This is a genomic window from Paenibacillus sabinae T27 (assembly GCF_000612505.1).
Classification (GTDB): domain Bacteria; phylum Bacillota; class Bacilli; order Paenibacillales; family Paenibacillaceae; genus Paenibacillus_AQ; species Paenibacillus_AQ sabinae.
In genome coordinates, this window is the sequence record NZ_CP004078.1 from 4707110 (window position 1) to 4730000 (window position 22891).

Genomic DNA, 22891 nt, shown 5'->3' on the forward strand with positions numbered 1-22891 from the left:
TTTCAGCAAACTAAAGACAAGGAGCCTATTTTAATACTGACATTTTATAATAATAACACTACCAACACTCGCTGTCAATAATGTCCTCAGAAATTTTATTCAAATTTATTGGGTCATCTTCTCAGCCTTTAAAATACGGTACCCTTTATCCTTCCCGATCTCCTTTACCTCTCCAAACAACTCTTCCAGCTTGGCTGCGGCCGACGGCGCCCCTTGCTTTTTCTGAATGACGACCCAGAGTGCTCCGTTTTCATTCAAATGTTCATAGGCTTCTTCAAAAATCCGGTAAACCACCGCTTTTCCGGCTCGGATCGGAGGATTGGTCAAAATAATATCAAAGGTCTGGCCGGCTACCGCTGAGAATATATCGCTCTCCAGGATTTTGACATTTGAAATTCCGTTCAGTTTAGCATTCTCACGCGCAAGCTCAACCGCCCGGCTGTTGATATCAAGCATCGTCACTATGCCTTTGGGAGCCAAGTGCGCCGCCGCAAGACCGATCGGCCCGTAGCCGCAACCCACATCAAGCACCGAGGATCCGTCGGGAATTTCCATAGCTTCGATCAACGCCCGGCTTCCGTAATCCACATCTCCTTTGGAGAACACACCGGCATCGCTTGTAAAACGAAACGTCCGGCCCCGGAGTACCGCGCTGAGGGTGCGTCTGTCATGCTGAACCTCCGGCTTCCGCGAGTAATAATGCTGGGACATGCCCATTCCTCCTCTTCCTTGGATCGCTTGATCGCTCCTATCCGTCCTAATGGATACAGCAAACCCCTTGAACATGTTCAAGGGGCTGCGATGGATGGAAGGAATCACTTCGCTCCCAAAGTTGTAAAGCTAATATTACTTCACTTCTACAGTTGCGCCTGCTTCTTCGAGTTTTGCTTTGACAGCATCTGCGTCTTCTTTGCTTACTTTTTCTTTGATCGGTTTTGGAGCGTTGTCTACCAGTTCCTTGGCTTCTTTCAGACCCAGGCCGGTGATTTCGCGAACGACTTTGATTACGTTGATTTTGGAAGCGCCAGCGCCAGCCAGAATTACGTCGAATTCAGTTTGCTCAGCTTCAGCTGCTACGGCTGCTCCGCCAGCAACGGCTACAGGAGCTGCTGCAGTTACGCCGAATTCTTCTTCGATTGCTTTAACCAGTTCGTTCAGTTCCAATACGCTCATGCCTTTGATTTCTTCCAAGATTGCTTCTTTACTCATGATTAAACCTCCATTATATTGAAATTTTTATATTGATGTTTCGGTTTGTGTTACGCGCTTTGCTCTTCTTTGTCCGCAACAGCCTTGACTGCCAACGCGAAGTTGCGCATCGGCGCTTGAAGAACGCTAAGCAGCATGGACAGCAGTCCTTCGCGAGAAGGAAGCTCAGCCAGCGCTTTGATTTGGGACTCGCTTACCACTTTGCCTTCTACAACGCCGCCTTTCAATTTCAAAGCGTCGTTCTTTTTGGCAAAATCGTTCAAAATTTTGGCAGGCGCCACCGCATCATTCTCACTGAAAGCGATAGCTGTAGGGCCTGTCAGAACTTCGTCCAGCTCGGACAGCTCAGCCGCAGCAGTTGCGCGGCGAAGCAGCGTGTTCTTCAGGACTTGGAACTCAACGCCCGCTTCGCGAAGCTGTTTACGCAGCTCGGTCACTTGGGCAACGTTCAATCCGCGGTAGTCTGCAACAACAGTCGTGATGCTGTTTTGCAGTTTGCCAGTAACGACATCAACCGCTTCCTGTTTAGCTTCAATTACTTTAGCATTTGCCAATGATTACACCTCCTGATAATTTATACGGCGTACTTTTAACGGAAAAGCTCCGCCGGATCCTACGCAGGCATTAGAAAAGCCTCCGCAGATTCACGAAGGCTTGATAAAACGGTAAGTACACGGCCGCGCCGCTTCCTTTGTTTCTATCATAACACCTCGGTAGGAAATTAAGCCTTGCGGCACCTACTGTCTACGGTAAGCATATTCAAAGTAAGTCGAAAACCCATAATGGTCACAACTGTTATAGACTATCAAAGATTGCCCCGAGAGTCAATCCCTAATTATCTGTAAACGGCTGTGTTCACGCGAGCGCTTGGTCCCATTGTCGAAGAAATGGCGATGCCTTTGAGGTATACCCCTTTGGCTGCAGCCGGTTTCGCACGGTTCAGCGCGTCGATGAGTGCTTTCAGGTTCTCGTTCAGTTGAGCAGCGTCAAAAGACACTTTGCCGATTGGCGCGTGGATTTGACCCGCTTTGTCCAGACGGTACTCGATTTTACCGGCTTTGATTTCTTGAACAGCCTTGGCAACATCGAATGTAACCGTGCCGGCTTTAGGGTTAGGCATAAGGCCTTTACCGCCGAGCAGACGGCCCAGTTTACCGACTTCGCTCATCATGTCAGGTGTAGCTACGCAGACATCGAACTCGAACCAGCCTTGTTGGATTTTGTTGATCATATCTTGATCGCCAACAAAATCAGCGCCAGCCGCTTCCGCTTCCTTCGCTTTGTCACCTTTCGCAAATACAAGCACGCGCTGGGTTTTGCCTGTGCCGTGAGGCAGGACAACAACACCGCGAACGGCTTGGTCTTGTTTACGAGGGTCAACGCCCAGGCGAACGGCCGCTTCAACGGTTTCGTCGAATTTGGCAGTTGCCGCCTTCTTCACAAGCTCAACGGCTTCCGAAGGCTCGTAAGTTGCTTCGCTGTTGAACAGCTTGGCAGCTTCCAGGTATTTCTTACCATGTTTAGCCATGAAAATGTTCCTCCTTTGTGGTATTAGCGGAATATCCTCCCACATATTGCGGTCTTGAAAGACCGTATGAACGAAAACCTAATATTAGTCTTCGATCGTGATGCCCATGCTGCGGGCAGTACCTTCAACCATGCGCATAGCCGCTTCTACGGATGCAGCATTCAGGTCGGGCATTTTTTGCTCAGCGATTTCACGCACTGCAGCGCGGTTCAGCTTTGCAACTTTTTTCTTGTTCGGTTCGCCGGAGCCTTTTTCTACTTTCGCAGCGATGCGGAGCAGAACGGCAGCCGGAGGAGTTTTGGTGATGAACGTAAAGGAACGATCCTCGAATACCGAGATTTCAACCGGGATAATCAGGCCGGCTTGGTCGGCGGTACGGGCGTTGAATTCCTTACAGAATGCCATGATGTTGACACCTGCTTGACCGAGCGCCGGACCTACCGGAGGCGCAGGGTTCGCTTTCCCTGCAGGAATCTGCAGTTTCACCACTTTAATAACTTTTTTAGCCATGAGTGACACCTCCTTGACGCAGTACTGGACTACGAACGACAAGTCGTTCGTTCACAAGAAACCCTTGTGTTATATTTTCTCCACTTGAGTGAAATCCAACTCCAGCGGGGTTTCCCTTCCAAACATGTTAACATGAACCTTGATCTTGCTCTTGTCAGCCAAAATTTCTTCCACGGAGCCCACAAAATTCGCAAAAGGACCAACCATGATGCGTACGGATTCCTTGATTTCGAAATCAATCTTCGGCTTCGGCTCAACCATGCCCATATGCTTCAGAATTTGTTCAACCTCTTCCGGAAGCAGAGCGGTCGGCTTGGAACCCGAACCTGTCGAACCTACGAATCCGGTAACGCCCGGCGTGTTGCGGACAACATACCAGGAATCATCCGTCTGGATCATTTCCACCAAAACGTATCCGGGGTAAACTTTACGCATGACAGCCTTCTTCTTGCCGTCTTTGTTTACCACTTCTTCTTCCATAGGAACAAGAACGCGGAATATTTTGTCTTCCATGCCCATGGACTCAACGCGCTTTTCCAAATTGGCTTTGACCTTGTTCTCATACCCGGAGTAGGTATGAACGACGTACCATCTTTTTTCCATATCAAGCCACCTGGGACCTCTCTAAATAATCGCTTCGATCACAGCGGAAATACCGATGTCCAGAACCCAGAAATAAAGCGCGACTACTATAATTGTACCGAGAACGATCATAGTATAGTTTGTCAGTTCTTTACGACTGGGCCATCGAACCTTTTTGAGTTCAGTCCAGCTCTCAGTGAAAAAGGAAAACAAAGACTTAAAACCGTTCTTCACGCCGACTACACCTCCAACAAACTATCTAGTTTCACGATGAGGAGTTTGCGCGTTGCAAAACTTGCAAAACTTCTTCAACTCCATGCGGTCGGGATGATTACGCTTGTTTTTGGTCGTCGCGTAGTTTCTTTGCTTGCAGCTCGTACAAGCCAAAGTGATAATTACCCGCATGCTGTGCACCTCCCGAAGACGTTCTTCCGATTCGCAGAACCGAAAGACGCAAAAATTGATCCCAAGAGAAAGGGGTCTGCCGCTCTCAAAAGGCAGGTATCGTTCCTTCGGCGAACATAAACGAAGCTTGCACTCCCTTATATTTCAAGAAAAAACAGCTAACCGTCCTACTTGTGAATGGCATCTCTTTTTTTAAAATATAATCAAAGATTCAGTCAAACAGCCGTCACTTTGTTTATAATTCAAAAAAAGCCGCGAATTTGGGCCTACCTAAAACACTTTATCATAATGTCAAGCCCAGTGTCAACGATAATTCCTATGTTACCGATTATAGCCGCTCCGGCGTGAGGGCGTGTCTTTGCCTTGCCATCTTCAACAATCCGCTGGTCCAATATCCAGTATGAAGCAAATCCGCCTTACCTAAACACTTATACAATCTGTCCAATTAAAAAAAGACTCGTGTCCGAGCCTTTCCGGGTCTTATTATATCACTAATTGTCACGCACTTCCAGATATCTTTCAAGTTTCCGCTTCACCCGCTGAAGGGCGTTATCGATTGACTTCACGTGACGCTTCAAATCCTCGGCAATCTCCTGATAGGAACGTCCGTCGAGATAGAGCATTAACACCTTGCGTTCCAGATCGCTGAGAATTTCAGCCATCTTGTCCTCAAGCCCGATGAATTCCTCCTGATTGATAATCAGTTCCTCGGGGTCAAGCACCTGCGATCCGCAGATGACGTCCATCAAAGTGCGGTCCGAATCCTCATCGTAAATGGGCTTGTCCAGAGAGACGTAAGAGTTGAGCGGAATATGCTTCTGGCGCGTGGCTGTCTTGATGGCCGTAATGATCTGCCGGGTGATGCACAGCTCGGCAAACGCCTTGAACGAAGACAATTTATCGCCCTTGAAATCACGAATCGCCTTGTAGAGCCCTATCATGCCTTCCTGCACAATATCCTCGCGATCGGCTCCGATCAGAAAATAGGAACGGGCTTTGGCTCGCACAAAATTGCGGTATTTGTTGATCAGATGTTCCAGCGCGCCACCGTCACCGCTCCGAAAAGCTTCGACAATGTCTTCATCGCTTATGAAATCATACTCGGACAGCATTAATTCCTTGAGGTCGACACTCACCAAGAATCCCCCCGGCTGCAACGCAGGACGCATCGTTACTTCGTGAAATATACGAACAGTATATATTACGTAACCTTACACCGTCAACCAGCGTTTGCCCAAATACCATCATCAATAGCATAAAATTACAATTTCCTATAACTTCGCTTACATGGCTACTAACCTCTTATTGTCTCCGCCAGTTCTCCAGACGGGTGCGCACTTCAGGTGGCAGCTTGTCTTCCAGAGTGTGTCTTGATGAGCCGCCGTTGCGGGGTTCAATGGTCTTCTTGACTTCCCGCTGCATCTCTTCGACTTCCAGCAGAAGCTCCCTGGCAGAAACGCGAAGCGCCCCCTGGGCAAAAATGACATGCTGCTCGGTAGAATCGCTGGTGGCGACATAAATCTGTCTCCGGCGATGGCTGTACTCTCCCACCAGCCGCTCGATGCATTCATCGGCCGTTTCTTTTTCCTTGGTGAAATAGACCTGGACTTTGCCCTGGACAAAAGAGCGCCCGAGACCGGGAACCCGGTAGGCGTCGAATACGGCGATGACGCGCCGGCCGGAATAGGCCTGGTAATCGGCAAGCATATTCAGAAGCCGGTCGCGCGCTTCCTGCATATCGGTCTGGGAGAGCGCGGAGAGCGCCGGCCAGCCGCCGATCATGTTATATCCGTCCACCAGCAGCACATCGCGCCAATCCTTCATTGCCGTGAAAGCGAACGACGGCGCCGCACCACCTCGTACATAATGACGCCCGCTGCAACCGAAGCATTAAGCGAGTTAATCCGGCCAAGCATCGGAAGCTTGAGCAGGATATCGCATTTTTCGCGGATCAGCCGGCCCATGCCCTTGCTCTCGTTCCCGATGACCACCGCAACAGGACCGGTAAAAATATCGGAGGCGAACAAATCCTGATCTGTATCGACATCCGTACCGACAACCCAAATCCCAAGCTCCTTCAGCCGGTCGATCGTCTGCCCCAGATTAGTCACCCGCGCAACGGGCACATATTCCACCGCACCAGCGGAAGTCTTCGACACCGTCGCCGTAATTTGAGCGGAACGCCGTTTGGGGACAATAACGCCGTGCACCCCGGTGCAATCGGCGCTGCGAAGGATCGAACCGAGGTTATGCGGGTCTTCGATCTCGTCCAGCAGCAGCAGGAACGGCGGCTCTCCCTTAGCTTCGGCGGCGGCCAGCAGATCTTCGACTTCCGAGTATGCATAAGGAGCTGCCTGGGCAACTACCCCCTGATGCTGCACGCCTGGAGCGAGATGGTCCAGCTTGCGTTTGTCCACGTGCTGGATGATAACGCCCGCTTGACGGGCTTCGGCCACGATGGGAGCCGTCAGCGCTTTTTGCGCATTCTCCGCGATCCATATTTTATTAAGTGTCCGGCCAGCTCGCAGCGCTTCCAGCACCGAATGCTTGCCGGCCAGTATCTCTTCTGTCTTGTCGTGCTCTTCAACCATGTTGTTTCCTCCCGGTTCTATCTTTCCATTTGCTGAATGCCGCTGTGGATCAATTCCTGCATCCTCGCCTGCTGACCCGTGTAATACAAATACCCGATCAGGCATTCGAATGCCGTGGCGTGCCGGTACTCCAGCACATCGGCATTCTTGGGTATGGTGCCGGACTTGGCGTTTCTCCCCTGACGGATAATGTTCTTCTCCTCGTCGGTCAGCTCCGGTTCAAGCAAGCCGAGCAGCTTGCTCTGCGCTTTGGCCGACACAAGTCCAGTCGCGGCCCGGTGAAGGTGATTGGGGCGCAGATTGGGACGCGAAATGACATACTGCCGCACCGCCACCTCGTAAATCGCGTCGCCGATATAGGCCAGCACAACGGGCGAAATCAGCTTGACCGGCTTGGATGGCTCGTAGGGAAACCAGCTTTGGCTCATTTACGCTTCCACCGCATTCCCTGCGGCGTATCCTCCAGCACAATTCCCATCTCGTTCAAAATATCGCGAATTTCGTCGGCACGGCTCCAATTCTTCGCTTTCCGCGCTTCCGCGCGCTCCTCAATCAGGCGCTCGATTTCATCGTCCGCGTCCTCCTCTTCCGCTTCGGGAACAAGGCGCAGCACGGAGTTCAATTCTTCAAACGCCTTCAGGAGAGCGGCCAGATCGGCCGGCGCCAGAGCGTTGTCCGAGAGCGCTACATTCGCCGCGCTCACCCACTCGAATACAGCTGTAATCGCGTCAGGCGTGTTAAAGTCGTCCTGCATTTTTTCGTGATATTGCTTCACAATGGCGTCCAGCTTCGCTTTCAATTCTGCGCTTGCTTCATCGGGGTTGCCGTCTCCCGCGACACTGATACGGTGCTTGACGTTCCCTGTGGCGCTCGCTATGCGCTCCACGCTTTTCTCTGCGGACTGCAGCGCCTCTTCGCTGAAATTCAGCGGGTTCCGGTAGTGCGTCGAGAGCATGAAATAGCGGATAGCCTCCGCTTTGTAGCGGCCGAGGAAATCCTTGACGAGCAGACCGTTGCCGAGGGATTTCGACATTTTTTCGTCGCCGATGTTAAGGAAGCCGTTATGCATCCAGTAATTCGACAGCGGCTTGCCGGTCAGCGCCTCGCTCTGCGCGCATTCGCATTCATGATGCGGGAACGTCAAATCCTGTCCGCCCCCGTGAATGTCGATCGTATCGCCCAGAAATTCGCGGGCCATCGCCGAGCACTCGATATGCCAGCCGGGGCGTCCATCGCCCCACGGGCTGTGCCAGAAAATCTCCCCCGGCTTCGCCGCCTTCCACAGTACGAAGTCTTCGGGATTCTCCTTGCGCGAATCAACCTCGACGCGGATGCCGAACTGCAGCTCCTCCAGGTTCTGGCGGGACAGCTTGCCGTAGCTCTCGAACTTGGCCGTACGGTAGAAGACATCCCCGCCGCTCTCGTAAGCATAGCCTTTGTCCACGAGCTCCTTGATAAACTCGATGATCAGATCCATGCTCTGTGTCACGCGCGGATTGCGGGTTGCCGGCCGGACGCCGAGTCCCTCGTTGTCCTTCAAGAAAGCTTCGATGAACATCTCGGCTACTTCGGGCACGGTCGTGCCCATCTCCTCGGCCTTGCGGATCAGCTTGTCGTCCACATCCGTGAAGTTAACCACATAATTGACCTCGTAGCCGATCTGCTCCAGATAACTGCGAACGATGTCAAATACGATGACTGGCCTCGCGTTTCCAATATGAATGTACCCGTAAACGGTTGGTCCGCACACGTACATCTTAACCTTGCCCGGAACAAGCGGCACAAATTCTTCCTTGCTCCGCGACAGCGTATTGTAAATATAGAGCGCCATTACTGCTCAATCCTTTCTCTTCCGGCCTTAACCCGGCCTCTGCCAGTTGCCTGGTTTAAATTTCATAATCTCCGAAATACTGCTCGCTTTCGAGTCGGCGCTGTTCCGCTTCCTTTCCGTCTTCTCCGCCGATTTGCTGACGCAGCTCTTCGATCTCTTTTTGCAGAAAACGCAAGGAATCGACGACCGGATCAGGCAGCTTCGTATGATCCAGTCTGTCCCTGACCCGCTCCCCGTTGCGCTTCACAATGCGGCCGGGATTGCCGACGACCGTACTGTTGTCCGGCACTTCACGCAGCACGACCGAGTTCGAGCCGACATTGCAATTATCCCCGATCCGGAACGAGCCAAGCACCTTGGCCCCGGAGCCGATAACCACATTATTGCCAACTGTCGGATGGCGCTTTCCTTTCTCTTTACCGGTACCTCCCAGAGTGACCCCCTGATAGATGATGACATCGTCGCCAATCTCGCAGGTTTCTCCGATTACCACGCCCATCCCATGGTCGATAAAAAGCCTTTTGCCAATACGCGCCCCGGGATGAATCTCGATACCTGTCATAAACCTGCTGAATTGCGAGACCATGCGCGCTACTGTAAACCACTCGCGTCTGTACAAGCGATGGGCAATCCGGTGGGCCCAGATCGAATGCAGACCGGCATAAGTAAAAACAACCTCGAACCGGTTGCGGGCTGCGGGATCGTTGTCCAGCACCGCCTGAATGTCCGATTTGATTTGCTCAAACATCGCGGTTCCCCCTCCATGCTCCCTCGCCTCCTGTCGTCAGGCAGTGCGAGGAAGATAATCCGCCTTTTCTGTATTCTCTCTATTTTTCTAGAAGAATCGCTGCACTGGCTTCCCGTAGAAATATAAGACAAATGGATAAGCGCTCTGCTTACAAGTTCTTATATTTCAACAAAAAACGCCCCTGCAGCATGAAGCTGCAGAGGCGTCTAGGCGCGGTTCCACTCTGCTTGGACAATAACCTTCCCGCGCTGAATCAGCGGCAGGCTCTTCGTCCCTCTTGGCATCCGTAACGGCGATGTTTCCGGCGCGGCCTAACGGCGCTTAAATTTAGCAACCGCTCAACCGCACAGCTCACAGGCGCATCTTCCACGGTGTGCCATGAATAACTCCCAGCCTGAAAAGGTGATCCTCTTCGCGGTTATTCTCTCTGCAAATGGCTGTTATACGCGTACTTCTCCTGGTCGCAGCTTTTTCGATATTTTCTTCTATCTTAGCGAAAAGAATCGGGACTGACAAGGGGATATGCCTATGACCGAAGCTTTTAGGCTCCTTTAATCTGCGCTTTGAGGCGGTCAATGACCCGGCTGCGTCCCATCAGAGCGATCGTCGCATTGAGGTCGCGGCCATGCGTCTGTCCGGTTACGGCGACACGGATCGGCATAAAGAGCCCCTTGCCCTTGTGTCCCGTCTCCTTCTGCACTGCTTTAATTAATGCCCCAATCGCGGCCGGTGTAAACTCTTCAGCCGCTTCGACTTTCGCCAAAAAGACGGAGAGCACTTCGGGAACCTGGCTTTCCGACAAAATCTGCGCCGCTTCCGCCTCCAGCTCCAGATGGGTGCGGAAGAAGATTTCCGACAGATTCACAATGTCCGAAGCCGCCACCATTTGCTCCTGGTAAAGCGCGACAAGGCTTTCGGCCCAGACCCGCTGCTCATCGCTGAGCTCCGCCGGCAGTCTTCCGGCCTTCTGCAAATGAGGAATGGCCAAATTCGCAATCCGGACGGGGTCGGCCTGCTTGATGTAATGGTTGTTCAGATGCGCCAGCTTGTTCGTATCGAATACGGCCGGGCTCTTGGACAGACGGTCGGCGTTAAAGATGGAGATCAGCTCTTCCCTGCTGAAAATCTCCTCCTCACCTTCTGGCGACCAGCCCAGGAGCGCAATAAAGTTGAACAGCGCTTCCGGCAAGTAACCCAGATCCTCGTACTGCGAGATGAACTGGATGATGGATTCATTGCGCTTGCTGAGCTTCTTATGGTCATCGCCGACAATCAGGGTCATATGACCGAACAGCGGTGCTTCCCATCCGAGCGCTTCATAAATCATAAGCTGACGGGGCGTGTTGGAGATATGGTCCTCGCCGCGCAGCACATGGGTAATCTTCATCAAGTGGTCGTCGACGGCCACCGCAAAATTATAGGTTGGAATGCCGTCCTTCTTGACAATGACAAAATCGCCCATATCTGTTGTCTGGAAAGAGATCGGGCCTTTGACAATATCATTGAAGCTGTACGTGCGGTCTTCCGGAACCCGGAAGCGGATACTGGCGACGCGTCCTTCCGTCTCAAAGGCGGCGCGCTGCTCCTCGGTCAGATCACGGTGCTTTCCGGAATATCTTGGAGTCTCTCCCCGGGCAGTCTGCTCCTCGCGCTCCGCTTCCAGCTCTTCCTCGGTGCAGTAGCAGCGGTAAGCCAGACCGCGGTCGATCAGATCCTGCCAGTACACGCGGTACAGATCGAGCCGCTCCGTCTGGCGGTATGGGCCGTATTCGCCGCCGACATCAATGCTTTCATCCCAATCCATCCCAAGCCATTTCAAATATTTCAGCTGGCTTTCCTCGCCGCCGGCAATATTGCGTTTCACATCCGTATCCTCGATCCGGATAATGAATTTGCCGCCCTGGTTCCGGGCGTACAAATAATTAAATAAAGCCGTTCTGGCATTGCCGATATGTAAATGTCCCGTAGGGCTAGGCGCGTAGCGCACCCGGACTTGGTCTCCCATTTTCGTTCCTCCGCTCTTTCATTTGGATTGATCTCTCAATCTCGGTCATCTCATGATCATAGCATATTTTGGAGCAGACAGACAATAGATTGGGCGGCGATGCCCTCGCCCCTTCCGGTGAAGCCAAGCTGCTCCGTGGTGGTCGCCTTCACGTTGACCTGTGACGGCTCCGCTTCCAGCGCCCGCGCGATAATTTCCGCCATTTGCGGAATATAAGGCGCCATTTTCGGCTTCTGGGCGATAATGGTGGAATCGACATTGCCCAGCCGGTAGCCGCGCTCCTTGGCCAGCGCCCAGACGTGCTCCAGCAGCTTCAGGCTGTCAGCATCCTTGAAAGCGGGATCTGTGTCGGGGAAATGCCGTCCGATGTCCCCAAGCCCCAGCGCGCCGAGGATGGCGTCGCTGATCGCATGCAGCAGCACGTCGGCGTCCGAATGGCCCAGCAGCCCCTTTTCGTACGGTATGGTTACGCCTCCGATGATGCATGGCCGTCCTTCGACCAGCTGATGCACGTCAAATCCTTGTCCTACAGCAATCATGCCTGTCCCTCTCTCCTCGTGCCTTACTGTGAATTCCGCATATTCCAGATCATCAGGCGTCGTAATTTTAATATTGCCGTAGCTTCCTTCCACTACCGCTACTTCGATTCCCGCCCGCTCCGCGAGACTGGAATCGTCGGTGCCTACAAAGCCTTCCTTATCCGCAGCTTCATAAGCCGCCAGCAGCTCGGACAGACGAAAAGTCTGCGGGGTCTGAATGGCCCACAGACTTCGCCTGTCCGGCGTCGAGAGCACGCTGCCCCGGTTGTCCACCTGCTTGATGGTATCCTTCACCGGAACGGCAAGGACCGACGCTCCTGTCCGCACCGCTTCTTCGTAGCAGCACTCGATGTCCGCTGGACGCACAAAGGGCCTGACTCCGTCATGGACCATGACCCATTCCGTACTCAGCTGCCCCAGCCCGCGGTATACGGAGTGCTGCCGCTCGGTTCCTCCGGCAACAATCGCTTTTACCTTGCTCAGCCCGTATGCTTCAGTCCATTCCCGGCAGCGGTCCAGATCATCCGCTCCGACAACGAGCACAATCTCGGAAATCAGACCGTGCCGCTGGAATACTTCCAGCGTATGCACGATAATCGGTTTGCCCTGCAGCAGCAAGTACTGCTTGCTCTCCGCCGTTCCCATACGCGTTCCTCTGCCTGCCGCCACAACGACGACGCCGACACTGTTTGCCATTCTTTTTATGCTCCTGTCCGCTTGTGGGGTTATTTCACTATACCCCCATCATAACGCGTTTGACGGGCATTTCCAAGACTGGCGGCCCAACCTCCGGCCAACAAAAACAAGGCGTTCAAACGGTTTACCGTTCAAACGCCTCGGCATTACTGCGCTTTTTCCAGAAGCTTCGGCTTGGCAAAAATCATTCGTCCCGCCGATGTCTGCAGCACGCTGGTCACCAGCACCTCCATCGTGGTGCCGATAAATTCGCGGCCGCCCTCCACGACGATCATCGTGCCGTCATCCAGATAAGCGACTCCCTGACCGTGCTCCTTGCCGTCCTTGATGACCTGGACGACAATCTCTTCGCCCGGCAGCACAACCGGCTTCACCGCGTTGGCCAAATCGTTGATGTTCAGCACGGATACGCCCTGCAGCTCGCAGACTTTGTTCAAATTGAAATCGTTGGTCACGACTTTGCCATGCAGCACCTTGGCCAGCTTCACCAGCTTGCTGTCCACCTCCGAGATTTCCTCGAAATCCCCTTCGTAGATCAGCACCTTAACATCCAGTTCTTTTTGGATTTTGTTGAGGATATCCAGGCCCCGGCGTCCGCGGTTCCGCTTAAGCAGATCGGATGAGTCCGCAATATGCTGCAGCTCCTCCAGAACGAATTCTGGGATAACGATCGTTCCCTCAATAAAACCGGTCTTGCAGATATCCGCGATCCGTCCGTCGATAATGACGCTGGTGTCGAGAATCTTATGCTCCTCCGGCGCCGGACCTTCCGGCTCCTCTGCCGGGCCGAACCGCCCGGTTGCCCACAGCGCGCCCAGCTCTCCCTTTTTTTCCAGGCCGATCCGCAGTCCGAGATACCCGAGGCCCGCCGTAACCGGCACCTGAAGCAGGTCGCCCGCCCTTCCAAGCCATGCCATGCAAGGATAGAGCAGCAGCGATAGCAGCAATCCTCCGAGCAGCCCCGCCGTCCCGGCAGCCAATTCATCCATTGGCACCCGCGAACAGTAAAGCGCGGTCTCCCGCAGTCTTGCTTCTGCCCAATCTGCGCATAACGCCACCGCAATCAAAAAAATAATGGCACCCAGCACTGCAAACATAAAACTTCCTTCAAGCGGCAGGCTGTTCCCGAGTCGGGCCATGCCTTCCGGAAAATCCCGCTCCGCAGCTTGGTACAGCGAATAGCCGGTCCAGCCACCGCATAATGCGGCAAATAGTAAAATCCACTTTTTCCACATAATTTGCGCACCTCCTTTATTCTCACGCCCTATCCCCCAGTATGTTCCAATTTGCGGAACGGTAATCGTGCTAAGCCTATTTTTTTAGCGGGGAGGGACAAAGAACCGGCTTACCGGAATTTGCGGCTTTTTACCCGGTTGAAAAGGAGGTTTTGGGTAGCATATAATGAACTCATTCAAGAAGGAACGGCTGTGCCGTCTTTTGAAGGAGCTGCATCCGTTCCACACTGATACTTCATGAAACGGGGGGAATGGAAATGAGCGCACCAAGTTTGCAGGCTTTTCAGGACCAGGTCTCGGAGCTGCTGCTTAGACACCGCAGTCTGCTGGACGTGCTGTCCAAGAACGATCAGAGCAGCGCCTCGGTCAACCGCGCCGTCGTCAAAGCGATCACGGAATGCGGCTGCATCGAGCTTCATGCCACCAAGCAGGTATTTGAATCCGGCGTAAGTCTGGAGGAAGCGAAGGAAAAGGCGGGAACCCACGTTAAAGGAGAGCTGTGCGAGAACTGCCGTGAGGTAATCGGTTCCGAACTGGGCCGGGAGCTGTTCTACATGTCGGCCATGTGCAATTTGCTTGGCATCAATATGGACGAGGTTATCGTGAAGGAATCCCAGAAATGCGCAACGCTCGGACTGTTTAATTTGTCGTAAAGACAAGATCATGCTGTTCTTTTTTCGCATACAACCCGCCGTAAATATAAAACAAGAGCCGGTCGCCACACCATTTCAAGCGTGGAACCGGCTCTTTTATTATTCAAACTATCCGTTCTTCGAGTGATAAGCCTCTTCGTCTGAACGGTGTCTACGGTTTCGGCGGCGGCGTCTGGCTGCCAGTCTGTCAAAGTTCTGCTTCAAGCCGTACAGGGCATAGAGGGCCAGCAGGCCGAAGATCATTTTGGAAATCTGCTCGGGAAAAACAACGGCAACCGCGACGGCGATAACAATCACAACAGGAGCTCCGACAACCGCTTTTTTCGGCAAGCCGATTTTCTTAAAATTCGGATATTTCACGGTGCTGACCATCAGGTACGACAGCAGCAGCGTTGCGACAACCATAAAAGGAGCGGATACATCCTTGTGGAACAGGGACAGTGTAGCCAGTACGCCACCGGCTGCCGGAATGGGCAGGCCTATAAAGTAACCCGGAATGCCCGGATGAACGTTGAAACGAGCCAGGCGAAGCGCGCCGAACATGGGAAAAATGGCGGTAACCGACCAAGCCAACGCATTATTCAAATCGTGCAGGCTGGTCACGTACATGATGAGAGCGGGTGCGACACCAAAGGATACGACATCCGACAGCGAGTCCAGCTCTTTGCCGAATTCGCTCTCCGCGCCAAGGGCACGGGCAACGCGTCCGTCCAGTCCGTCGGCCAGCATTGCGATAATCACCATAATCGCCGCCATGCCGATTTTACCGTCGAGCGCCATCATGATGCCAAACATTCCGAGCAGCAAATTGCCCAACGTGAATAAACTCGGAATCGACTTTTGTATCATTTCGTCACCTCTATATTTATTCGGTAAAGTCTCAATGTCTCCAACATTACGTGATTGTATGTTATTTACATTTGTCTGTCAATAAGAACTTGCTTTTGCAGCCGCTTCAATCCGTCCTGAATCCCCCGGGCCCGAGCCTCCCCGATTCCATCGACCTCATCCAGCTCCGCTATGCTTGCAGTCATCAGATTGGGCAGCATTTCGAAACGTTCCACCAAGTTATGAATAATGACATTCGGCAGCCGCGGAATTTTGTTCAGCAGGCGGTAGCCGCGCGGCGTGACCGACTCCTCGGAAGCCACCGCAGTACCGGAAAAGCCGAGCAGCCGGGCAATATGATTATCGTCCATCAGCTCGTCGTCGCTCGCCCGCTTCAGTCCGGCGATGATTTCGCGGATTTTGTCCTCTTCCTCTTCCTTGGCATAGTCTCTGTACAAAAGCCATGCCTCTTCCTCTGTATTTCCAACCAATTCTTCCATCTGCATGCTAATCAGGCGCCCTTCGTTGCCCAGCTCGATGATGAAGCGCTTGATTTCCGTCTTGATCCGGAGAACCATCTCCACCCTCTGGATAACGCCGATCACTTCCGGCAGGCTGACTATGCCCTCGTATTCCGAAGCCGACAGGTTGGTCAGCGATTGAGTAAGCACAGCCCTGTACTTCTCCAGCGTCTGAATCGCCTGATTGGCCTTGGTCAGAATAACGCCGATGTCTTTGAGCGCGTATCGGATGGAGCCCTGATAAAGCGTGATGATATTGCGACGCTGCGAAATGGATACGACCAGCTTTCCGGTCTGCTTCGCGACCCTTTCGGCCGTCCGGTGCCGGATGCCGGTCTCGATCGAGGAAATTGATGAGTCGGGAATAAGCTGGGTGTTGGCGTACAGAATCCGTTTCAAATCCTCGCTTAGAATAATCGCGCCGTCCATTTTGGCCAGTTCGTATAAATAGTTCGGCGAGAAATCGCAATTGATGGAAAAGCCCCCCTCGACCACCTCCATGACCTCGGGACTGTAGCCTACGACGATCAGCGCGCCCGTCTTGGCCCGGAGCACATTTTCCAACCCTTCCCTAAACGATGTGCCCGGTGCGGCTAGCCTGAGCAGTTCGTTCATATTTTCCAATTGGTGGTCTTTCATTCTTCTGCCCCCTAATCTAACGCGACCGCTAATGCGTCTGCCACAGTATTTACTCCGATAATCTGGATATCCTTCGGATGCTTCCAGCCCTTCAGGCTCTTCTCAGGCAAAATGACCCGCCGGAATCCCAGTTTGGCCGCTTCCCTGACCCGCGTTTCCGCACGCGAGACGCCTCTAACTTCACCTGTCAGTCCGACCTCTCCGAAAAAGACATCGTAAGGCTTTGTCGGGATATCGCGAAAGCTGGAAGCAATACTGATCGCAACCGCCAGATCAATGGCCGGCTCATCCAGCTTGACTCCTCCCGCGACATTCAGATAAGCGTCCTGATTCTGCAGGAACATGCCCATCCGCTTCTCCAGGACGGCAATGATAAGCGCCATCCTTTGGTTGTCAAGCCCGGTGGACATACGCCGCGGAGAAGGAAAATGCGTAGCGGCAACGAGCGCCTGGAGCTCGACCAACACCGGCCGCGTACCTTCCATACTGGCGACGACCGTGGAGCCAGCAACGCCGAGGGGCCGCTCGGACAAGAACAGCTCGGACGGATTTTCGACCTCCGACAAGCCGATTTCGCCCATTTCGAATATGCCGATCTCATTCGTCGAACCGAAACGGTTCTTGACCGCACGCAGCAGCCGGTATGTGTGATGGCGCTCGCCCTCGAAATAGAGCACACAGTCTACCATATGCTCCAGCATCCGTGGCCCGGCAATTGCGCCTTCCTTCGTCACATGACCGACAAGCACAGTGGCGATGCCGCGGATTTTGGCGATTCTCATGAATCTTGTCGTACATTCGCGAACCTGCGATACGCTTCCCGGCGCGCTCGTCACTTCAGGAAGAAACACGGTCTGAATGGAGTCGATAACCAGGAACTGAGGCTGAATGGCCTCAATCGCTTCCTCAATTGCCTCCATATTCGTCTCGCACAGCACATACAGCTCGGAGGACAACGCTCCAAGCCGGTCCGCGCGCAGCCTTGTCTGGCGTACCGATTCCTCTCCCGAGATATACAGCACGCGCAGTCCCTGCGTAGTCAGCGCATGGGAGGTCTGCAGCAGCAGCGTCGATTTGCCAATGCCGGGATCGCCGCCGACAAGCACGAGAGAGCCCGGCACAATCCCTCCGCCCAGCACCCGGTTAAGCTCGCCGATGCCGGTCAGGATGCGGGGTTCCTGATTACTTTCTATATTTATGATGGACTGGGGCTTTTCTTTACTATGAAAAACGGGGGTATTCATTCCCTGGGTTTTGACTACGCTTTCTGTTTCTTCGACCATGCTGTTCCAAGCCTGGCAGCCCGGGCATTTGCCGAGCCACTTCGGAGACTCGTATCCGCATTCGGCGCAGTAAAATTTAGTTTTTGTCTTAGCCATAATTTCTCCTTCGGACAGATGAAGCATGCCGCATTTCCTTCAAATCGCGGATATTTTCCTGTCATTCAAAGTTTACCATTTAAGGGCTGTGAACGAAAGAGCAATTGGAAAATGGCCGGGCGCACATTAAAAAGGAGAGCCTGCTTCCGATTGAGGAAGCGGCTCTCCTTCTGGTTACCTATCTATCACTTCAGGCTGTAAATTTATTCTGCGTCCTTCTCTAGCGATACCGGCTCTTTCTTGCGTACGGTCAGTTCGCCGTTCTCTTCGTCAATCTTGAGCAAATCGCCCTTGGCAATATTGCCCTTCAGCATCTCTTCGGACAGACGGTCCTCGATATGCTTCTGGATCGCGCGGCGCAGCGGACGCGCGCCGAAGGCCGGATCAAATCCTTCTTTGGCCAGGAAAGCTTTCGCAGTGTCCGTCAGTTCGAAATCGACGGCGTATTCACGCAGCCGCTTGCGCAGCTCTTCGGACATCAGCGTAACGATCTCGGCGATGTGCTTCTCTTCCAGAGAGTGGAAGACGATGATTTCGTCGATCCGGTTCAGGAACTCCGGACGGAAGCTCTTCTTCAGCTCATCCATGACCTTGCCCTTCATGCTCGAGTACTCGGCGCCGGCATCCTGAACGGCTGTAAATCCGAGCGTGGAATTCCGTTTAATCGCTTGAGCACCAACGTTCGAGGTCAGAATGATCAGCGTATTGCGGAAATCGACCACGCGTCCTTTGGAATCGGTCAGACGTCCGTCTTCCAGCACTTGCAGCAGAATGTTGAATACTTCAGGGTGAGCCTTCTCGATTTCATCAAGCAGGACCACGGAGTAAGGTTTGCGACGTACTTTCTCGGTGAGTTGTCCGCCTTCCTCATAACCGACATATCCCGGAGGCGCCCCTACAAGGCGGGAAGTGGAGTGTTTCTCCATGTACTCCGACATATCGATACGGATAACGGCATTCTCGTCTCCGAACATCGCTTCAGCAAGCGCACGTGCCAGTTCCGTCTTACCAACCCCAGTCGGGCCGAGGAAGATAAAGGAGCCCATCGGACGCTTCGGATCTTTCAGTCCTGCGCGCGCCCGGCGGATCGCCCGGCTGACCGCTTTGACGGCTTCATCCTGGCCGATTACCCGGTCATGCAGCAGAGCTTCCATATTGAGCAGGCGTTCCGTTTCTTCCTCTTTCAGCTTGTTGACCGGAATGCCGGTCCAGCTTGCCACCACTTGAGCGATATCCTCAGGGGTAACCTCGGAATCGGTGCGGCCTTGTTTTTCTTTCCATTGATTCTTCGTTGTGTCGAGCTCTTCACGGATCTTTTGCTCCGTATCACGAAGGGCAGCCGCTTTTTCGAACTCCTGGCTTTGAACAGCGGCGTCTTTCTCCTTGCGGATATCGTCCAGACGCGTTTCAAGCTCTTTCAGATTCGGCGGAATCGTGTAAGAGTTCAGCCTTACTTTCGAGCCCGCTTCATCGATCAGGTCGATCGCCTTGTCCGGCAGGAAGCGGTCGGTGATATAGCGGTCGGACAGCTTCACGGCTTGAATGATCGCCTCATCTGTAATTTTTACGCGGTGATGCGCTTCATAGCGGTCACGCAGGCCGTAAAGGATTTGAACGGCCTCGTCCGGAGTAGGCTGATCCACCGTGATGGGTTGGAAACGACGCTCCAGAGCCGCATCCTTCTCGATGTACTTGCGGTACTCATCCAGCGTTGTCGCGCCGATGCATTGCAGCTCGCCGCGGGCCAACGCAGGTTTCAGAATGTTGGAGGCGTCAATGGCGCCCTCAGCCCCACCTGCACCGATCAGCGTATGCAGTTCGTCGATGAAGAGCACAATGTTGCCCGCCTGACGAATTTCATCCATGATCTTCTTGAGACGATCTTCGAATTCACCGCGATATTTAGTGCCGGCAACGACCGAGCCCATATCCAGCGTCATTACACGCTTGTCGCGCAGTGTTTCGGGAATCTCGTTATTGATAATCTTTTGGGCCAAGCCTTCGGCGATTGCCGTTTTACCAACCCCCGGCTCACCGATCAGCACCGGATTATTCTTCGTCCGGCGGCTCAGCACCTGAATGACGCGTTCAATCTCTTTGCTGCGCCCGATAACCGGGTCAAGATGTCCGTCTTTGGCATAGGCCGTCAGGTCGCGGGCCAATCCGTCAAGCGTCGGTGTGCTTACATTGGAAGGACCGCCGCTGTGGCTCGAAGTGGACTCGCTGCTGCCGAGCAGCTGCAGAACTTGCTGGCGGGCCTTGTTCAGGCTGATGCCAAGATTGTTCAAGACGCGTGCTGCTACGCCTTCTCCCTCGCGGATAAGTCCGAGCAGGATGTGCTCCGTACCAACGTAAGTGTGGCCCAGCTTGCGAGCTTCATCCATGGACAGCTCGATAACCTTTTTGGCGCGCGGAGTGTACGCAATGTTTGTCGGTTGCTCCTGTCCTCTGCCGATCAGCGTTTCAACCTCGTCCTGAATTTTTTCAAGACCGAGACCAAGAGCGATCAAGGCTTTGGCGGCGATACCGTCGCCCTCGCGGATAAGTCCGAGCAAAATATGTTCTGTGCCGATATTATTGTGTCCCAGCCGGACGGCTTCTTCCTGTGCCAGCGCCAGCACCTTTTGCGCGCGTTCCGTAAATCTGCCAAACATCATAAGTCTGCACCTCCATAAATAATAAATATTTATAATTAATGTGTGGTCCCCAACGTTTCCCGGAGCAGCTTCGCCCGGTACATATCACATTCGGTTGAGCTCAGCTTTTCGCCAAAGAGGTTCTGCAAAAATCCAGGCTGCGTCTTGACGTTCAGCTCATTGAGCACCGAGATGGATGGAGCTTTCAGAATTCCTAAATCCAGGCCAAGCCGCACATCCGACAGACGCTGGGAAGCTTCTTTTAGATCCATGACGGCCGCATATGACAAAATACCGTATGACCGCATGATTCGGTCCGTGATCCGCAGTGCAGAATCCGTCAGCAGCCGCTGGCGCGCATTGCGTTCATGCTCGATAATCTGGATAGCCACACTGTGCAAGTTGTCGATAATCTCCGCTTCGGTCTGCCCCAGTGTAATCTGGTTGGAAATCTGAAAGATATTCCCGGCGGCTTCGCTTCCTTCCCCGTAAATGCCTCTCACCGTAAGCCCCACCTGATTGACAGCCGAGAGAATACGATTGATCTGCTGGGTCATGACAAGCGCCGGAAGATGTACCATTACCGAAGCGCGGAGGCCTGTGCCGACATTGGTCGGACAACTGGTCAAATAGCCTCTTCTGTCGTCAAAAGCGTAATCGATCGACGCCTCGAAAATATCATCGATTGCGGTAGCCCGTTCCCAGGCCTCGCGGACCTGAAATCCGGGAAATAAACACTGAATCCGAAGATGGTCTTCTTCATTGATCATGATGCTGACCGACTCGTCTTCATTCAGCAGCACCGCCCCGCCTCTGGAGTCATTAACCAGGTTAGGACTGATAAGATGCTTTTCAACCAGCACCTTCTTGTCCAGCTCCTCCAGATCATCAAGCTTTAGCAGATGAAACGTGCCAAATCCCGTCTCCTTGCCCTGATCGATTACCGGAGCGAGCACATTCATGACTTCCTCGGCCTGATTCTGCGTTGCCAGAAGAGGAAAAGGGTGATGCTGTATATTGCGGGCGATGCGCACACGGCTGCTGATTACAATCTCGGAGTGGCTGCCGCCGCTGCGCATCCATTCGCTGAGCGCTTGTTCGGTAAACCGGAGATTTGACATCAGGCATTCCCCCTATATATCTTAAGACTTTACTCTTGTGCAATTTCTTTTTCAAGTTTGCGGATCTGATCTCTGAATTCAGCCGCTTTTTCGAACTCCTCCTGCTCGATGGCCTGCTGCAGCTGCCCCTTCAGTTCATCGATTTGGCGTCTGAACTGAATTTTCGCGCCGGCGCGTTTAGGAACCTTGCCGACATGGGCAGTGCTGCCATGCACTCTTTTGAAGAGCGGGTCGAGCCCCTTGTCAAAATATTTGTAGCAGGAGCTGCATCCGAAGCGGCCGAGCTTGCTGAACTGCCCGTAGGTCATGCCGCATTCCTCACACCGAACGCCTTGAGCCGTCGAAGCGGCCGCGGTTTTCCCTTTGCCGGCCCCCTCCAGATCCAAGAGCCCGGACAGCAGACTGTGAATGGAGAAACCGCCTGACGTACCGGGAATCAATTCTCCTTTTTCCCTTGCACAGCTCTCGCAAATATGAAATTCCGTCTTCTCTCCATTCACGATCTTGGTGAAATGAAGCGTAGCCGGTCTTACACCGCACTCTTGACAAACCATGTATACGAAACCTTCTTTCTCACACCGGTTTATTTGCTAAGCAATGAGATCAGCATCGCCTTCATCAATTTGGAACGAATCTCGTCCCGATGGGGGAGCTTGATCGCAAGGCATTCTCGCGAAATGGCGGCGCGCATAAGGCAGGCTTCGCGTCGGGTCAAAAAGCCGGCTTCTTCGAGCTGATATATAAGCCCCTCAGCCGTACTCTGGTCGATCCCCGAGCCGATCGTTTGGTTAAGGTGCGTATGCAGCGCCGAATGCTGGGGAAGCTCAATACGCTGAATGCGGATATATCCGCCACCGCCGCGTTTGCTCTCCACCAAATAGCCTTTCTCAAGGGTAAAGCGGGTGCTGATTACATAATTGATCTGGGAGGGTACGCAAGAGAAGTGGTCCGCCAGATCGTTGCGTTGAATTTCGACTGTGCCTTCGGGACTTTCATGCAAAATATTCTTCAGATATTGTTCAATGATATCAGAGATATTACGCATCACTCATCCTCCAGATTCAGAGCTTGCAGATGCAGCCGATGGCACCGTTCCATTACTGGCCTTGACCTCTAAAGGAACTTTAACCAAAGTGCAAAGAGCCGAATCCCGCGTAAAACCGGCTGGCAAGCCTGGATTTAGATTCTGTTCAAGCTCTACTAGTGTGGCCTAATCTGTACACCGCATACTTGAA

General features: G+C 53.2%; 25 protein-coding genes, 1 pseudogene and 1 other annotated feature. Of the genes and pseudogenes, 1 reads left to right on the plus strand and 25 read right to left on the minus strand.

All coding sequences use genetic code 11. The features are described from left to right. Positions 1 to 105: 105 nt before the first annotated feature. From PSAB_RS21825 to PSAB_RS21900, 18 genes and pseudogenes are all read right to left on the minus strand, one after another. Positions 106 to 711, minus strand: a complete 606-nt coding sequence (locus PSAB_RS21825; RefSeq protein ID WP_025336684.1) for a class I SAM-dependent methyltransferase — start codon at positions 709 to 711, stop codon at positions 106 to 108. Between the two features lie 135 nt (positions 712 to 846). After that, positions 847 to 1209 carry a 50S ribosomal protein L7/L12 gene (gene rplL / locus PSAB_RS21830; RefSeq protein WP_025336685.1) on the minus strand — a complete coding sequence of 121 codons (363 nt, stop codon included), beginning with the start codon at positions 1207 to 1209 and terminating at the stop codon, positions 847 to 849. A gap of 50 nt (positions 1210 to 1259) precedes the next feature. Next, the gene (gene rplJ, locus PSAB_RS21835) at positions 1260 to 1763 is read right to left on the minus strand and encodes a 50S ribosomal protein L10 (RefSeq protein WP_025336686.1); all 504 of its coding nucleotides are present in this window, start codon (positions 1761 to 1763) and stop codon (positions 1260 to 1262) included. Between the two features lie 63 nt (positions 1764 to 1826). Further along, positions 1827 to 1977: a sequence feature (ribosomal protein L10 leader region), on the minus strand. 67 nt (positions 1978 to 2044) lie between these two features. Then, complete coding sequence (gene rplA, locus PSAB_RS21840) at positions 2045 to 2737, minus strand: 50S ribosomal protein L1 (RefSeq protein ID WP_025336687.1); 693 nt, start codon at positions 2735 to 2737, stop codon at positions 2045 to 2047. A gap of 84 nt (positions 2738 to 2821) precedes the next feature. After that, entirely contained in the window at positions 2822 to 3247 is a 426-nt protein-coding gene (gene rplK, locus PSAB_RS21845; protein WP_025336688.1) for a 50S ribosomal protein L11, read from the minus strand. Positions 3248 to 3316: 69 nt separating this feature from the next. Beyond that, positions 3317 to 3850 (minus strand): transcription termination/antitermination protein NusG, encoded by a 534-nt coding sequence (gene nusG / locus PSAB_RS21850; RefSeq protein ID WP_025336689.1) that lies wholly within the window; start codon positions 3848 to 3850, stop codon positions 3317 to 3319. A gap of 21 nt (positions 3851 to 3871) precedes the next feature. Next, on the minus strand, positions 3872 to 4063 hold the full coding sequence (secE, locus tag PSAB_RS21855) for a preprotein translocase subunit SecE (protein WP_025336690.1): 192 nt from the start codon (positions 4061 to 4063) through the stop codon (positions 3872 to 3874). Between the two features lie 21 nt (positions 4064 to 4084). After that, positions 4085 to 4234 (minus strand): 50S ribosomal protein L33, encoded by a 150-nt coding sequence (rpmG, locus tag PSAB_RS25215; protein WP_081755001.1) that lies wholly within the window; start codon positions 4232 to 4234, stop codon positions 4085 to 4087. A gap of 491 nt (positions 4235 to 4725) precedes the next feature. Continuing rightward, a complete protein-coding gene (gene sigH, locus PSAB_RS21860; RefSeq protein ID WP_025336691.1) occupies positions 4726 to 5370 on the minus strand; it encodes an RNA polymerase sporulation sigma factor SigH in 645 nt (214 codons plus the stop codon). 166 nt (positions 5371 to 5536) lie between these two features. After that, positions 5537 to 6058: an NYN domain-containing protein gene (locus tag PSAB_RS21865; RefSeq protein ID WP_025336692.1), complete on the minus strand. Its 522-nt coding sequence runs from the start codon at positions 6056 to 6058 to the stop codon at positions 5537 to 5539. Continuing rightward, positions 6055 to 6825: a 23S rRNA (guanosine(2251)-2'-O)-methyltransferase RlmB gene (rlmB, locus tag PSAB_RS21870; protein ID WP_025336693.1), complete on the minus strand. Its 771-nt coding sequence runs from the start codon at positions 6823 to 6825 to the stop codon at positions 6055 to 6057. The genes PSAB_RS21865 and rlmB overlap by 4 nt, the downstream gene beginning before the upstream one ends. 17 nt (positions 6826 to 6842) lie before the next feature. Continuing rightward, a complete protein-coding gene (locus PSAB_RS21875) occupies positions 6843 to 7253 on the minus strand; it encodes a Mini-ribonuclease 3 (protein ID WP_038596203.1) in 411 nt (136 codons plus the stop codon). Further along, positions 7250 to 8656, minus strand: coding sequence for a cysteine--tRNA ligase (gene cysS, locus PSAB_RS21880; protein WP_025336694.1), 1407 nt, complete (start codon positions 8654 to 8656; stop codon positions 7250 to 7252). Before cysS ends, PSAB_RS21875 begins: the two co-directional genes overlap by 4 nt. Positions 8657 to 8711: 55 nt before the next feature. Beyond that, on the minus strand, positions 8712 to 9404 hold the full coding sequence (gene cysE / locus PSAB_RS21885; protein ID WP_025336695.1) for a serine O-acetyltransferase: 693 nt from the start codon (positions 9402 to 9404) through the stop codon (positions 8712 to 8714). Positions 9405 to 9945: 541 nt separating this feature from the next. Further along, entirely contained in the window at positions 9946 to 11409 is a 1464-nt protein-coding gene (gene gltX, locus PSAB_RS21890; protein WP_025336696.1) for a glutamate--tRNA ligase, read from the minus strand. 56 nt (positions 11410 to 11465) lie between these two features. After that, the gene (ispF, locus tag PSAB_RS26265) at positions 11466 to 11948 is read right to left on the minus strand and encodes a 2-C-methyl-D-erythritol 2,4-cyclodiphosphate synthase (protein WP_226991843.1); all 483 of its coding nucleotides are present in this window, start codon (positions 11946 to 11948) and stop codon (positions 11466 to 11468) included. Positions 11949 to 11981: 33 nt separating this feature from the next. Further along, positions 11982 to 12644, minus strand: a pseudogene (ispD, locus tag PSAB_RS26270) (2-C-methyl-D-erythritol 4-phosphate cytidylyltransferase); the annotation flags it as partial. Between the two features lie 146 nt (positions 12645 to 12790). Then, positions 12791 to 13879 carry a PIN/TRAM domain-containing protein gene (locus PSAB_RS21900; RefSeq protein ID WP_025336698.1) on the minus strand — a complete coding sequence of 363 codons (1089 nt, stop codon included), beginning with the start codon at positions 13877 to 13879 and terminating at the stop codon, positions 12791 to 12793. Positions 13880 to 14136: 257 nt separating this feature from the next. Here PSAB_RS21900 and PSAB_RS21905 point away from each other — a divergent pair, with 257 nt between their 5' ends. Continuing rightward, positions 14137 to 14532 (plus strand): nucleoside triphosphate pyrophosphohydrolase family protein, encoded by a 396-nt coding sequence (locus tag PSAB_RS21905; protein ID WP_025336699.1) that lies wholly within the window; start codon positions 14137 to 14139, stop codon positions 14530 to 14532. Between the two features lie 108 nt (positions 14533 to 14640). Here the strand turns inward: PSAB_RS21905 and pssA are convergent, their stop codons facing one another. The 7 genes from pssA to PSAB_RS21940 form a co-directional block, all read right to left on the minus strand. Beyond that, positions 14641 to 15381, minus strand: a complete 741-nt coding sequence (gene pssA / locus PSAB_RS21910; RefSeq protein WP_025336700.1) for a CDP-diacylglycerol--serine O-phosphatidyltransferase — start codon at positions 15379 to 15381, stop codon at positions 14641 to 14643. Between the two features lie 65 nt (positions 15382 to 15446). Continuing rightward, a complete protein-coding gene (disA, locus tag PSAB_RS21915; protein WP_025336701.1) occupies positions 15447 to 16520 on the minus strand; it encodes a DNA integrity scanning diadenylate cyclase DisA in 1074 nt (357 codons plus the stop codon). An 11-nt stretch (positions 16521 to 16531) separates the two neighbouring features. Further along, positions 16532 to 17899: a DNA repair protein RadA gene (gene radA, locus PSAB_RS21920; RefSeq protein WP_025336702.1), complete on the minus strand. Its 1368-nt coding sequence runs from the start codon at positions 17897 to 17899 to the stop codon at positions 16532 to 16534. 203 nt (positions 17900 to 18102) lie between these two features. Beyond that, a complete protein-coding gene (gene clpC, locus PSAB_RS21925; protein ID WP_025336703.1) occupies positions 18103 to 20556 on the minus strand; it encodes an ATP-dependent protease ATP-binding subunit ClpC in 2454 nt (817 codons plus the stop codon). 35 nt (positions 20557 to 20591) lie between these two features. Continuing rightward, the gene (locus tag PSAB_RS21930) at positions 20592 to 21656 is read right to left on the minus strand and encodes a protein-arginine kinase McsB (RefSeq protein ID WP_025336704.1); all 1065 of its coding nucleotides are present in this window, start codon (positions 21654 to 21656) and stop codon (positions 20592 to 20594) included. Positions 21657 to 21685: 29 nt separating this feature from the next. Then, on the minus strand, positions 21686 to 22210 hold the full coding sequence (locus tag PSAB_RS21935) for a protein-arginine kinase activator protein McsA (RefSeq protein WP_025336705.1): 525 nt from the start codon (positions 22208 to 22210) through the stop codon (positions 21686 to 21688). A 29-nt stretch (positions 22211 to 22239) separates the two neighbouring features. Further along, the gene (locus PSAB_RS21940; RefSeq protein ID WP_025336706.1) at positions 22240 to 22701 is read right to left on the minus strand and encodes a CtsR family transcriptional regulator; all 462 of its coding nucleotides are present in this window, start codon (positions 22699 to 22701) and stop codon (positions 22240 to 22242) included. Between the last annotated feature and the right edge of the window lie 190 nt (positions 22702 to 22891).